12 protein-coding genes and 1 pseudogene are annotated in these 12,037 nt (G+C 55.6%); 5 read left to right on the top strand and 8 right to left on the bottom strand.

What is annotated here, in order from left to right; translation table 11 throughout:
- Positions 1–44 precede the first annotated feature (44 nt).
- Positions 45–362 (bottom strand): 2Fe-2S iron-sulfur cluster-binding protein, encoded by a 318-nt coding sequence (locus tag HF685_RS12615; RefSeq protein WP_168820293.1) that lies wholly within the window; start codon positions 360–362, stop codon positions 45–47.
- A gap of 94 nt (positions 363–456) precedes the next feature.
- On the opposite strand from HF685_RS12615, the gene HF685_RS12620 reads away from it, so the two are divergent.
- Entirely contained in the window at positions 457–1,074 is a 618-nt protein-coding gene (locus HF685_RS12620; RefSeq protein WP_168820294.1) for a DNA-3-methyladenine glycosylase family protein, read from the top strand.
- A gap of 1 nt (position 1,075) precedes the next feature.
- Here HF685_RS12620 and HF685_RS12625 read toward each other — a convergent pair whose 3' ends face one another.
- From HF685_RS12625 to HF685_RS12635, 3 genes are read right to left on the bottom strand one after another with little or no spacing between them, the layout of a single operon-like run.
- Entirely contained in the window at positions 1,076–1,558 is a 483-nt protein-coding gene (locus HF685_RS12625; protein ID WP_168821512.1) for a hypothetical protein, read from the bottom strand.
- A gap of 30 nt (positions 1,559–1,588) precedes the next feature.
- Entirely contained in the window at positions 1,589–3,148 is a 1,560-nt protein-coding gene (locus HF685_RS12630; RefSeq protein WP_168820295.1) for an ABC transporter permease/substrate-binding protein, read from the bottom strand.
- A complete protein-coding gene (locus tag HF685_RS12635; protein WP_168820296.1) occupies positions 3,145–3,951 on the bottom strand; it encodes an ATP-binding cassette domain-containing protein in 807 nt (268 codons plus the stop codon). The genes HF685_RS12630 and HF685_RS12635 overlap by 4 nt, the downstream gene beginning before the upstream one ends.
- Before the next feature lie 138 nt (positions 3,952–4,089).
- Here HF685_RS12635 and HF685_RS12640 point away from each other — a divergent pair, with 138 nt between their 5' ends.
- On the top strand, positions 4,090–4,920 hold the full coding sequence (locus tag HF685_RS12640) for an SDR family oxidoreductase (protein WP_168820297.1): 831 nt from the start codon (positions 4,090–4,092) through the stop codon (positions 4,918–4,920).
- A gap of 3 nt (positions 4,921–4,923) precedes the next feature.
- Here HF685_RS12640 and HF685_RS12645 read toward each other — a convergent pair whose 3' ends face one another.
- Positions 4,924–5,220 carry a 4a-hydroxytetrahydrobiopterin dehydratase gene (locus HF685_RS12645; RefSeq protein WP_168820298.1) on the bottom strand — a complete coding sequence of 99 codons (297 nt, stop codon included), beginning with the start codon at positions 5,218–5,220 and terminating at the stop codon, positions 4,924–4,926.
- 54 nt (positions 5,221–5,274) lie between these two features.
- On the opposite strand from HF685_RS12645, the gene ccmA reads away from it, so the two are divergent.
- Together ccmA and HF685_RS12655 are read left to right on the top strand one after the other, a co-directional pair.
- Positions 5,275–5,904, top strand: a complete 630-nt coding sequence (gene ccmA / locus HF685_RS12650; protein WP_168820299.1) for a heme ABC exporter ATP-binding protein CcmA — start codon at positions 5,275–5,277, stop codon at positions 5,902–5,904.
- Positions 5,901–6,550: pseudogene (locus HF685_RS12655) on the top strand (heme exporter protein CcmB). Before ccmA ends, HF685_RS12655 begins: the two are co-directional and overlap by 4 nt.
- A gap of 7 nt (positions 6,551–6,557) precedes the next feature.
- Here the strand turns inward: HF685_RS12655 and HF685_RS12660 are convergent.
- Both HF685_RS12660 and argE read right to left on the bottom strand, forming a co-directional pair.
- Positions 6,558–7,625, bottom strand: a complete 1,068-nt coding sequence (locus HF685_RS12660) for a fatty acid desaturase family protein (protein ID WP_168820300.1) — start codon at positions 7,623–7,625, stop codon at positions 6,558–6,560.
- A gap of 73 nt (positions 7,626–7,698) precedes the next feature.
- Complete coding sequence (argE, locus tag HF685_RS12665; RefSeq protein ID WP_168820301.1) at positions 7,699–8,865, bottom strand: acetylornithine deacetylase; 1,167 nt, start codon at positions 8,863–8,865, stop codon at positions 7,699–7,701.
- 386 nt (positions 8,866–9,251) lie between these two features.
- On the opposite strand from argE, the gene HF685_RS12670 reads away from it, so the two are divergent.
- Positions 9,252–10,874, top strand: coding sequence for a DNA methyltransferase (locus HF685_RS12670; protein ID WP_168820302.1), 1,623 nt, complete (start codon positions 9,252–9,254; stop codon positions 10,872–10,874).
- A 138-nt stretch (positions 10,875–11,012) separates the two neighbouring features.
- Here HF685_RS12670 and HF685_RS12675 read toward each other — a convergent pair whose 3' ends face one another.
- Complete coding sequence (locus HF685_RS12675) at positions 11,013–11,975, bottom strand: hypothetical protein (protein WP_168820303.1); 963 nt, start codon at positions 11,973–11,975, stop codon at positions 11,013–11,015.
- Positions 11,976–12,037: the final 62 nt, after the last annotated feature.

Consider the following 12,037-nt stretch of genomic DNA (forward strand, 5'->3'; position numbering starts at 1 on the left):
GCAGACATTTGCTCCCTTTTTAAAACGTAAGCGAACCGAAAAAGTCAGTCCTCTTCAGCAATCCGCAATTTCAGGCCGTCCATATCATCGCTCAATTCAATCTGGCAGCTGAGTCGTGAAAATTCGTTTCGGTGATCGCTGCTTTCCAGCAGGTCATCTTCGTCTTCGCTCATTGCGGGCAGTTTGGCTTTCCAGTCCTCAGCCACATGCACATGGCATGTAGCGCAGGAACAGCAGCCGCCGCACAATGCAAGTAGCTCATCAAAACCGTTGTCGCGGATCGCTTCCATCGCGCTCATACCGCTATCGACGGTTACTGCTTTTTCTTCGCCATCGCGGCCTGTCACATGAATGGTTGGCATAGACACCCCTTATAAAACTATATTTCCAAAATCCCGCACGCTATGTCTGCTGCGGCGGAAAATATCAAGGCCCGATGCGGGCAGGAGTGTTGGCGTGGGCCTATCAATAGAAATGATCAAGTCAGGGCTGGATGCGGTGAGTGCCATAGAGCCAAAACTGGAGGCTGCCATCGCTTCCTCGGGGCATCCGGAACCGCGTATCAGACCTGAGGGCTATGAGACGTTGCTTCGCACTATCGTGGGCCAACAGGTCAGCGTGGCTTCCGCCGCTGCGGTGTGGAAAAAGCTGGAAGTGCGACTGGGTGAGGGGTGTCCGGCAGAAGTTTTGCTCGAGACGGAATTTGACGAGTTACGCGCTTGCGGCTTGTCTCGTCAGAAGCAAGGCTATGCCCGCAGTTTGGCGGAATTGATCATTTCGGGCGGGCTGGATCTTGGCAATTTGCCGGCCGATGATGAGGATGCGATTGCGCTGCTTACCAGGGTTAAGGGCATTGGCCGCTGGTCTGCAGAAATCTATTTGCTGTTTGCACTGGGGCGAGAGGATGTCTGGCCTGCTGGCGATCTCGCTGTGCAAGTCGGGATCGGCAACATACTGGGTCTGAAAGATCGCCCGTCAGAGCATGAATTGCGGGAACTGTCCGAGCCTTGGTCGCCGCACCGGGGCGCAGTCGCCATTTTTACATGGCATCATTATCACGTAATGGTGATGTAGGCTATTTTTTGAGACCCGGATTGAGCGCCACGATTTCCTTCATGAACGACGTCGGCTTTTTGCGATATTTGGTTTTCGGATTGGTCTTCAAACCTAGCAATGCCATTGCATCCTCAACAAAATGGACGCAGTTGCGCTTGTTGAGATTATAGCTTTTTTGCGGGATTGCTTTCCATTTTGCCACTTTGGCCATGAGCTTGCGATAGGCTGCATCGCTTATTGATATACTGAACTGCGAATCGCTCTTGGCAATATAATTTGCCGGCGGTGCTTTCACAATTCCTTTCACCGAACCCCATAATATGGCCGGTGAGACATTGATGGCGGTAAAGCCATGGGCATCATCCACAATTTGGCCGTTATCCAGCTTGCCCTTCACGGTGTAAAATGCATGCGGGAAGCTTTCGCCAAATTCGTGGCTGTAGAACGTCACGGTGACGTCGGCCCGAGCGGTGTCGGGAAGTACAAATCCGGACGAGAACATCGCCAAAACCGCGATCCATATGGAAAACTTCTAGTCCGAAACATTGTCACTTGCCCTGTTTTCTAAATTTTGACCAAGCCAGTCAGCGGCTTGCTTTGGTGTCTTCTTGTCCTGATCGCGATCGACCATATAATTGGCTTCGCGCATTTTTTCTACCGTGATTGCACCCACCAGCGGTTTAACTGCGCGCATGAATTGATCATCATTCCTCCGTTCTGGCGAAACTAGCAGCAGTGCTTCGTACGATGGCACGGCGTTTTTGGGATCGCCCAGCACCACAAAGCCATTTGCAGCAATCCGTCCATCGGTTGAAAAGGCCGAGATTACATCCACTTCTCGGCTCATTAAAGCCGGATACATGAAGGTAGGATTAAACGACCGGGTGTCCTGGAAACGCATTGGGTATGCGTCTTTGACCATCTGCCATTCCGGGCGCTCAAGAAACTCAACATCGGTGCCGAAAACCAGATCGGGAGATTCTCGGGCCAAATCATCCAAAGTCGTCATTGCCCGTTTTGCAGCGTCATCGGCCCGCACCGCAAATGCGTAAGTATTTTCAAACCCCAATGCGCCGGCCATCGAAACACCATGCTGCGTGCGGGTCCACTTTGCGATATCTTCGAACATCTGCGCTGCCGGCACCGGATCGCTGCGTTTCATCTGATTGGTCCAGATGGTCCCGGAATAGTCAACATAGATATCGACATCACCGCCAGCCAAAGCTCCAAACACCACAGCTGAACCCAGCCCATCGCGGTACCGCACTTTATATCCGGCATTTTCCAGTCGCTCACCAATCAGCCGTGCCAATATATATTGCTCGGAAAAACTCTTTGCGCCAATGACGACAACATCATCCTTCGAGGTAAGCAACGGGGCACAGGCGAATATCAGTCCGGCGCTCAATATAGCAGCGCCGACCCATGCGAGTATTTTACGGCGTTCTCTTATAGCGCGCTCCATCAGCCCCAATAGCACGTCAACCGATATAGCCAGTGCGGCGGAAAACAGGCAGCCCGCCAATACATAGGTCCAATTTTGGGTTTGCAGTCCGGCAAAAATAAGGTCGCCAAGACTGGGTTGCCCGACGGTGGTTGACAACGTGGCAGCACCTATTGTCCAGACGGCTGCCGTTCGGATTCCCGCCATGATCGTGGGCGCGGCAAGCGGTGCTTCCACCAGGCGCATTTTTTGTGCTCGCGTCATGCCAAGTCCGTCAGCCGCTTCTTTCACCGCCGGATCGACACCGGTGAGTCCGGTGACTGCATTACGCAATATCGGGAGCAGCGCGTATAATGTTAAAGCCAGCAGCGCGGGCAGAAAGCCGAACGCCGATATGCCGCCGCCGACTATTGCTGAAACACCGAGCAATAGTGGGTAGAACAGGGCGAGCAATGCCAGTCCTGGTATTGTCTGGATCAGGCTAGCGAGAGTGAGCGCCACGCCCGCAACTCTGGGCGATCGCGCTGCCCAAATGGCTAGAGGCAGACAGATTACCATGGCAAGCAGCAGCGCCGAAAAACTCAATTGTACGTGGGCCGCGAGAAGTTCCGGGACGCGAGTGAAAGCGGCTTTCCATGTGTCGCTCATGGTTGCTCGCTTTGATTTTGGTCCGGATCGTGGCCGAGATCGTGAAAATATTTCGCCTGCGCGCGCGGAATGGCGACGAGCGCTTCGGCCTCATCTCCTGCTTGGCCCGAGAGCAATTCGGCAGGCGTAGCGTCTGCCTTTATCTGACCGTCTTCCATTACCAATATGCGATCCGCGAGATATAGAGCCTCGGCCATGTCATGAGTGACAATGATCGTGGTCAGGCCCAGTTTTTCATGCAGCGCCTTGTACTGGGTCCCGAGACTATCGCGGGTTACCGGGTCGAGTGCGCCAAATGGTTCATCCATCAGCATCAACTTGGGTCGGGTCGCCAAGGCGCGGGCAACGCCGACCCGTTGCTGCTGCCCGCCGCTGAGTTGATCGGGCATGCGGGAAGCCATTTCTTGCGGTAACTCTACCAGGTCAAGTAGTTCCATCACACGATCAACGCGTCCGTCTTCTCCCGCCAGTTCCAACCCAATCGCGATATTGCACCCGATTGTCATATGGGGAAATAACCCGATATTCTGGAACACATAACCAATCTTTCGCCGCACAATATGCGGATCAGTAGTCGTGACATCATCGCCCGCGATCAGGATTTTGCCGCTGTCTGGCTCAATCAGGCGATTGATCATTTTAAGCAGGGTGGACTTGCCTGACCCCGAAAGACCAACCAGCGCAACGAGACAGCCTGCTGCTATTTCCAGCGAGACATTATCAACGGCTTGAATCCCGCCAAAACGGCGGCTGACTTCATATAGGCTGAGGTCTGGGCCCCTGGAAGTCCGCGTTGATTGCATTGGGAAGCCTTTTGCCGATCTTTTTTACCGATGTCCAACGTCACTTGAGGATGGGCTTGACCGCACGCGCAAAAACCGCTGGAGTGAACATCAATGTAAATAAACTGTTTGAAAATTTGCACACACGAGAGGATAGCCATGGCGTATCAGAGCGGACAGAAAACCATTTTCATCACAGGCGGGGCATCTGGCCTGGGCCGTGAAGTCGGTCGCTACTTTGCCGGAAAAGGCTGGTTTGTCGGTATCGCCGACGTCAATGAAGCGGGTATGGCCGGGACCGCAGCGATGCTGCCGGATGGGAAAAGTTCCATTCACAAACTGGATGTTACCGACCGCACGCAATGGAAAACGGCCGTCGAAGAATTCGGCAAAATCACTGGCGGCCGGATGGATGTATTGTTTAACAATGCGGGTATCGGTACTGGCGGGCCTATTGAAGAGATGGCGGACGAAGACATTGATCTGATGCTGGCTATCAATCTCACTGGTGTGATAAGCGGCACGCGCGCCTGCTTTGAAATGCTGAAAAACACGCCCGATAGCTGCGTGCTTTATACCGCATCGGCAGCTGGTATATATGGTGTGGCTGATCTGAGCGTGTATAGCGCTTCCAAATTCGCGGTTCGCGGTTTGGCAGAATCTCATGATCTGGAGTTCAAGAAGCACGGAATAAAATCGCGGTCGCTGATGCCCGGCTTTGTCGATACGGGCATCATCGGAGAAGTTGTCGAAGGCACCAATCAAACCGGTAAGGAACGGCTGGAGGCTGCCGGCGTAATGGTCAGCCCGGTTTCTATAATCGGTCCTGCGGCATGGGAAGCTGTGCATGGCGACAAGGTTCATAAACCGGTTAACAAGATGGCGAAGCAACTTGCCTTTGCCGCCCGCTGGATGCCGGGACGGCTGCGCAAACAGCAGACCCAATTGGCTGATCTGGGGGATGTGCTCGCCGGACCGGAGCAAAAATAATATTTAAACAAAACTGTCGATTTTTTTCGCCAAATCAATATCGCGCTGCGACAGTCCGCCATTGTCCCCGGCGTCATGGGTGGTGAGCGCGACATCCACCTTGTTATACACGTTAAACCACTCCGGGTGATGGTCTGCCTTTTCGGCATGGATGGCGACGCGGGTCATAAAGGCAAAAGCTTGGGCAAAATCACCAAATTTGAACTTTCGGCTTATCGCATCGCGCCCGGGATCATATTTCCAGTCCGACAGCTCCTTTAAAGCCGCGTCGCGCTCGGTCTCATTTAATTGGGCTACCATTATCTTGTCCTCTTCTCTTGGCATTGCCGCCATTTCATGCCTTAAGTCTGATCCATGAACGCGGGGCCGTCAACATCATCCAATATAAACGCCGACAAGCGATTAATTGTCGAGGCCTTGTCCTGCGTGCGCGGGGATAGAATTCTGTTCCGCGATTTGAATTTCACTCTCGAACCGGAGCAGGCAGGTCTTATAACAGGCCCCAACGGCGTAGGAAAGTCGAGCTTGCTGCGATTGATCGCTGGATTGCTCAAGCCGTTCTCCGGATCCATAACCGCACCGGAAACCAGGGCGTTGTGCGATGACAATCTTGCGCTGGATGAACATCTGCCGCTCGAAAAGGCCTTGCACTTCTGGGCAAGCTTGGATGGCGATGCCTCCATTGACGTCGAGACGGCAATGGCATCGGCGGGTCTCGGGCGTCTTGCCGAAGTACCGGTGCGCTATTTTTCGACCGGGCAGAGGCAGCGGGCGCGGCTGGCGCGGACCTATTTGACCGGTGCGCCACTCTGGTTGCTCGACGAACCGGCCAATGGGTTGGACACCGCTTCGGTTGAGCAACTGGGGCAGGTGTTGCAGAACCATCTCGAGCGCGGCGGGCTCATTCTCGCCGCCAGTCATATTCCGCTGCCGATCCACTTCGACCTTACGCTCGAACTCAAACCCCTGGCGGCGGCGTCATGATCGGCGGTCTTGGCACTCTCATCTGGCGCGATGTAAGGCAGAGCTATGCGAGCGGCGGCACCTGGCTGCCGGTAATATTCTATCTCTCGGCGGCGACGCTCTTTCCGTTTGCGGTCGGGCCGGACCGCGCGTTGTTGCTGCAAACCGGCGGCGGAATACTTTGGATATCCGCCTTGCTCGCGACGTTGCTACCGCTGGACCGGCTCATCCAACCTGATCTGGATAGCGGCTTCCATGATCAGCTTGTGGTGCGCGGCTTTACCGACGAACTGATCGCTTTTGCGCGGCTGGTTTCTCACTGGCTGGCGTTTGGACCACCACTGCTACTGGCGGCGCTTCTCGCCAGCGGCTTGATGGGACTGGAAGGGCAACCGCTGTGGACCTTGCTGCTGAGCCTCGCCATCGCGACACCCGCTCTGGCAGGGCTGGCTGTAATGATCGCCGCGCTCACTTCCGGGCTCAAGGGGCAGGCGCGCTTGGCGGATTGCTGCTGGTGCCGCTGGCAATCCCGATGTTGGTTTTTGGCGCTGGAAGTCTCGCCGATCAAAGCGGCAGCGCGCTGCTTTTTCTCGGTGCTGTCTCCTTGCTTCTGGTGGGGATAACGCCGTTTGCCGCTGGCGCTGCGCTGCGGGCGCTGAGAGAATAGCGCGTGATTAGCTGGCGGTTGCAGCCTTGGCGGTAACGGTTTTTAATATCTCCCGATACCCGCTCGCAATCGTCATCCGTTCCTCAAAGCCGCCGACCATCAGCGCGTTATGCGCCTTGGCCAAATTATAGCAGGGCACGCCCATGAACAGATGATGTTCGCTGTGATAATTCACCCAATAGGGCGCCATTGTCGTCCGTTCCCAGAAGTTCGCATAGGTCGTTCGCGCATGGGAAAACGGATCGCCGCTACCGGTGCTGGTGCAGGCATGTTCCGCGATATTGCGAATGCGCAGGAACAGCTGGAATGTGGTCGCCAAAGCGGCCAGCCATATCAGAAACGGAATGATCCCGAGCGTCGCCAGGCTGATCGCCAGCACCAGCAACTGAATGACCAGAAACCGCGCCACGGTTCGGGTGGTCTTCTTCGCGCCGTCCAGATCAGTCACTGGTGCAGCGACGCCCGCTGCACCATTGCGATTAAAAGGCGTTCCTGCGGATGTATCGCGCTTCGCTGCAATTTCAGTATCAGTACTACCCGCGAGCATCGCCCGCAATCCCTTCCACGCCACGCCAAATTGATTACTGCGCTGCTTGAAAAACGTTTGCCCGGTCAGGTCGCGGATGATTTTGCGCCGCATGCTGGCCCGTGTTGTCGGAAAGGGTTTGGACAGACCCAGATCAGGATCTTCGGGTTGCTGGGTAAATTTATGGTGGGTCAAGTGATAGGCGCGGTAGCTGTGCAAATCGCTGCCGGTTGCCGCGCCGGTCAGCCATTGGCCCGCGAAATTATTGATCTTGCGATTGGGGTGGAGCAGGCCGTGGGCCGCCTCGTGCATCAGAATGGAAAGGCCAAGTTGCCGCCCGCCAATAATGGCGATGGCAAAGGGCGTCGCAATCAGCCCAGCCAGCCAGTGCCAGTCCCACGCCAGCGCGGTGCCACCAGCGGCGAGCGCGACGACCAGCCATCCATGCAGCGCCAGCCACAAGCCGCGTACCGGCGACACACGGGTCAATGTACGCCATTCGTCCGGCGCAAATATTTCATTGGGTCTGGCGGCTTTTACAGCAGGCATTTCGTAATCCTTATCCTTCCCAATATAGCTATTTTCTGCGCGTTATACAAATTTTTCGCCTGACGCTACGGCTTCAGGGTGTGCGCTTGAGTTCTTCTGCAAGCCGCTGCATGAAAGCGACTCCGCGCTCGAATTGCTCGACCGCTAGATATTCATTCGGCTGATGCGCTTGCTCGATCGAACCCGGTCCGCAAATCACCGTGGGAAAGCCTGCCTGCTGAAACTGCCCGGCCTCGGCGGCGTAGGACACAACCCCTGCCGGAGCATTGTCGCCAGTCAGCTTGCGGACAAAGGCTTCTGCCTCTGCCCCGCCCTCCGGCGTCATCGGTGGCGCGTTGGATTGCCGGGTGATGGTCACTCCGGTTTCAGGAAACGCCTTTTTAAGCTGCGTATCCAGCGCGCTGATCTTGGCTTTAAACGGTGCCAGCACCGCCTCGGGGTCAACACCCGGCGGGCAGCGCAGATCAAAGACAAAATGCGCGCGGCGGGCGAGAATATTCGCCGCCGTTCCGCCTTCCATCCTGCCGATGGTCAGCGTCGCATGGGGCGGCACGAAAGGCGAGGCTGGATTAGCGCCCTCCCACAATTCCCGCGCCAGTTCGGCGAGATCATGCATCAGTTCCACCGCGACCATATTGGCCGATACGCCAAGATGGGTGAGGCTGGAGTGTGCCTCATGGCCGAGCACTTCCACTTCGTGCACCGCGATGCCCTTATGACCGGTCACCGGTTTCATCATCGTCGGTTCACCGATTATGGCGAGTGCCGGACTGGGCAGTTTCACCGCCATCTCCGCGATCATCGCGGGCGCGCCGAGGCAGCCGATTTCCTCGTCATAGCTAAAGGCCAGATGGACCGGGCGCTTGCCGTCCTTGAACAAAGGCACCGCCGCCAACGCCAGCGCGATAAACCCTTTCATATCGCAAGTCCCGCGCCCGTGCATCAGGCCATCGCGCTCGGTCACCATCCACGGGTCGCTATCCCAATCCTGCCCGTCCACCGGCACGACATCGCTGTGGCCGGAAAGAATAATCCCGCCCTCCACTTCGGGACCAACCGTGGCATACAGATTGGCCTTGCTGGCATCCGCATTGACGACGCGGGTCGAGGGGACGCCGTGCCCGAAAAGATAATCCTCGACCCAGGCGATCAGTTCCAGATTGCTGTTGCGCGAGGTGGTGTCAAACGCGATCAGCGCGGCGAGTATCTCGCGGGCGGCGGGGAGGAGTGATTCGTTCACAATAGTGGCTTTCGAAATGAACAAGGGGAGGAAGGGGAAAGCCGGATTGCCTGAAAATCCCGGGAGATTATCTTACCGGGTGGTGCAGCTGCGCACGCAGAATATAATAGGACCATCATAAGGCCTGCCTAGCATTTGCGGAGGGTGTAGGACAGAATTTCTGTGGCTGGGACCAGTTTGATGTGGCTCCACGCTGCCGCGTCGAAAACTGCCGTCATTGCGAGGAGCGCAGCGACGCGGCAACCCGGAGCCGCGCGCGCAGACGCTTTGGGTTGCCGCGCTTCGTGCGCAATGACGGACAGGAATACGGGAACCCCTTCTCCCTCAAGGGAGAAGGAAGACGATTAACCCTAGCGCGCTTCGTGCAAACCATTTAGCAATGCCCCATGACCAACACGCTCTATTATGGCGATAATCTCAAAGTGCTTCAGTCGCATATTGCCGATGAGAGCGTCGATCTGATCTATCTCGACCCGCCGTTCAATTCCAACGCCAACTATAATATCCTGTTCAAATCCCCCGATGGCAGCGACAGCGATGCGCAGATCAATGCGTTTGACGATACCTGGAGCTGGGGGCCGGATGCCGAGGAATCAGTCGATTTTGTCACCGCCAGCGGCAACCATAAAACCCATGATCTTCTGGAAGCGATGCTCGGCTTTCTCGGCAAGAATGACATGATGGCCTATCTGGCCATGATGGCGGCACGGCTGATCGAACTGCACCGCGTCCTGAAACCGACCGGTAGCCTCTATCTGCACTGCGACCCGACCGCGAGCCATTATCTGAAGCTGTTGCTGGATGGGGTTTTTGGCGCGGAAAATTATAGAAATGAAATCGTTTGGAAACGTACGAACATTCACAACGACAGTAAGACTTGGAGTAAGATTGCCGACACAATCTTTTTCTATAGTAAGTCCAAGAATTTTTCTTGGACTGAACCGCGGGAACCGCACTCCGAAAGCCATATAGCGTCAAAATTCAAAAATGATGATAACGACGGACGAGGGCCATATTCGCTGAGCGATATGACCAGCCCGAACCCTCGACCAAACATGATGTATGAATGGAAAGGCTTCCCGTTTCCTCCAAAAGGATGGCGATACAAGCTTGAAACCATGCAACGTCTCCATGACGAAAACAAAATATGGTATCCAACCGATAGCGACGGTTACTTGGATACCAAACGTCGGCCTCGTCTTAAAAGATTTCTGAATGAATTGGATGGCAATATAATGAGCGCCGTTTGGACAGATATAAATCCACTTAATTCTCAAGCCCAAGAACGTCTCGGCTACCCCACTCAAAAACCACTCGCCCTGCTCGAACGCATCATATCCGCCTCTTCGAACGAAGGCGATGTCGTGCTTGATCCCTTCTGCGGGTGTGGCACCGCCGTTGACGCTGCCGAGAAACTCGGGCGCAAATGGATCGGGATTGATGTTACCCATCTGGCGATCAACCTGATCGAACAGCGGATGAAAGATTCGCATCCCGGTGTGCAATTCGACGTCAAAGGCCGTCCGGAGTCGCTGGACTCCGCAATGGAACTGGCGCGGCGCGACAAGCATGAATTTGAAAAATGGATCGTGCCCAAGCTCGACGGGCATCTGTTCGAGGATGGCCGCAAGGGCGCCGATGGCGGCATTGACGGTTTCATTTATTTCAAACCCGATGGCAAGAAAACGCAAAAGGCCATATTATCGGTCAAGGGCGGCGACAATGTCGGCGTCGCCATGATCCGCGATTTGGTCGGCGTGATGGAGCGGGAGAAGGCACTGGCCGGCGTGTTTATCACCAAGGCGCTGCCATCCAAGCCGATGATGCAGGAAGCGGCCAAGCTCGGCCTGTTTGAAAGCGAAGTGTCGGGCCGCAAACATCCGCGCCTGCAAATCATCACCCTGGCCGAAGTGTTTCAGGACCGGCGACCGGACCTGCCTTGGGTTGTCTCGCCCTTCCGCAAAGCCCAGCGTCATGACAAGTCAGGCGAGCAGGGCAAATTGATTTAGACCAGAACCCGTCATTGCCGCGCTGCGCGCGCAATGACGCAACGGAATACCAGAACTCCTTCTCCCTCAAGGGAGAAGGCGTATTGTCAGTATCAACCTGCGAAGCTATCCAATCGCGGAATTTCTTTTTGGAAAAACCTAAATCCCGGCCCGCCCGGTCTCTTCGGCAATAAACTCCAGCAATGCTTTTTCCAGCAGGTCTGTCGTCTGGTCTGCCTCGATCCGCTCGCGCAGCCATTTTTGTTCGTCGGTATCAATCGCGCGGGCTTCTTCGACCGCTGCGACATGGTTTTTCGCCTGCGCTCCGTCACCGAAAATATCGCCGCCGAACACATCTTTGAACGCGCCGCCGATATCCGAAGATTTCATCCGGCTGAAAAAGCCGCCGATGCCGGGCTTGTTGTCGTTCATGAAATTTTCGAGCCGGGCAGCCTCGGCGCGGTCGAGCATTTTATAGTCGTTATGCGCCATCACATGGTTGCCGACGAGCTGCACGAATAATGTCTTCCACTGCGGGCTGTTTTCCGCGTCCAGTGTCGCGTCCTTGAGGCGGAACAGCATATCGGCCTCCTCGCGGGTGATGCTGATCGCGCCTTCAGATGCGGCCGCATAGAGCACGCGGCGGAGGATTTTGACTTCTGCATCGGTGACGCAGCCGGGTTTTAGTTCACCGCCGCAGCGGGTTGGCCCTTTGCCGGTCATCACCGCATTTTCAATCTGGCGGATGGCATAAGCCTGCAAGGATGCAGGCGCGCCGGTTGCTTTTTCCAGCGTGCGGACCAGCAGTTCCAGCTCGATTTCTGATTCCAGACGTCCGTCATGGTCAATATGCCGCATCAGCCACGCGGCATTGTCTTCGCTGATATAGCCTTTGGGCGCTTGCTGGTTGATCAAATATTCGGTGATCGCGGGGACGAAAAAGTCGATCCATTCCTGCGATGGCTCGGCGTCAGCGCCGTTGAGTTCGAACAATAATTCGGCTTCGACCTGATTGATTGCGCCGTCAGGCCACACGATTTTGCGCAGCGCCAATACATCGGCCGCGTTGATCGCGCCCTGGTCCTTGATGCCGTTCAGCAGGCTTGAAAATTCTATTGTCATGGTGGCTATCCCCCAAAATTTCAGAGGATAGCCTTACCGGGAAATGCTTAATATGCGGTTAG

The sequence above is a fragment of the Parasphingorhabdus halotolerans genome (assembly GCF_012516475.1).
Taxonomy (GTDB): domain Bacteria; phylum Pseudomonadota; class Alphaproteobacteria; order Sphingomonadales; family Sphingomonadaceae; genus Parasphingorhabdus; species Parasphingorhabdus halotolerans.

Excerpts from the sequence above, each read along its gene's own strand:
- HF685_RS12625 (WP_168821512.1), bottom strand. The coding sequence starts at position 1,558 with ATGTTCTCGTCCGGATTTGTACTTCCCGACACCGCTCGGGCCGACGTC.
- ccmA (WP_168820299.1), top strand. The coding sequence starts at position 5,275 with ATGAACGCGGGGCCGTCAACATCATCCAATATAAACGCCGACAAGCGA.
- HF685_RS12645 (WP_168820298.1), bottom strand. The coding sequence starts at position 5,220 with ATGGTAGCCCAATTAAATGAGACCGAGCGCGACGCGGCTTTAAAGGAG.
- HF685_RS12630 (WP_168820295.1), bottom strand. The coding sequence starts at position 3,148 with ATGAGCGACACATGGAAAGCCGCTTTCACTCGCGTCCCGGAACTTCTC.
- HF685_RS12615 (WP_168820293.1), bottom strand. The coding sequence starts at position 362 with ATGCCAACCATTCATGTGACAGGCCGCGATGGCGAAGAAAAAGCAGTA.
- HF685_RS12670 (WP_168820302.1), top strand. The coding sequence starts at position 9,252 with ATGACCAACACGCTCTATTATGGCGATAATCTCAAAGTGCTTCAGTCG.
- HF685_RS12675 (WP_168820303.1), bottom strand. The coding sequence starts at position 11,975 with ATGACAATAGAATTTTCAAGCCTGCTGAACGGCATCAAGGACCAGGGC.
- HF685_RS12640 (WP_168820297.1), top strand. The coding sequence starts at position 4,090 with ATGGCGTATCAGAGCGGACAGAAAACCATTTTCATCACAGGCGGGGCA.
- HF685_RS12635 (WP_168820296.1), bottom strand. The coding sequence starts at position 3,951 with ATGCAATCAACGCGGACTTCCAGGGGCCCAGACCTCAGCCTATATGAA.
- HF685_RS12660 (WP_168820300.1), bottom strand. The coding sequence starts at position 7,625 with ATGCCTGCTGTAAAAGCCGCCAGACCCAATGAAATATTTGCGCCGGAC.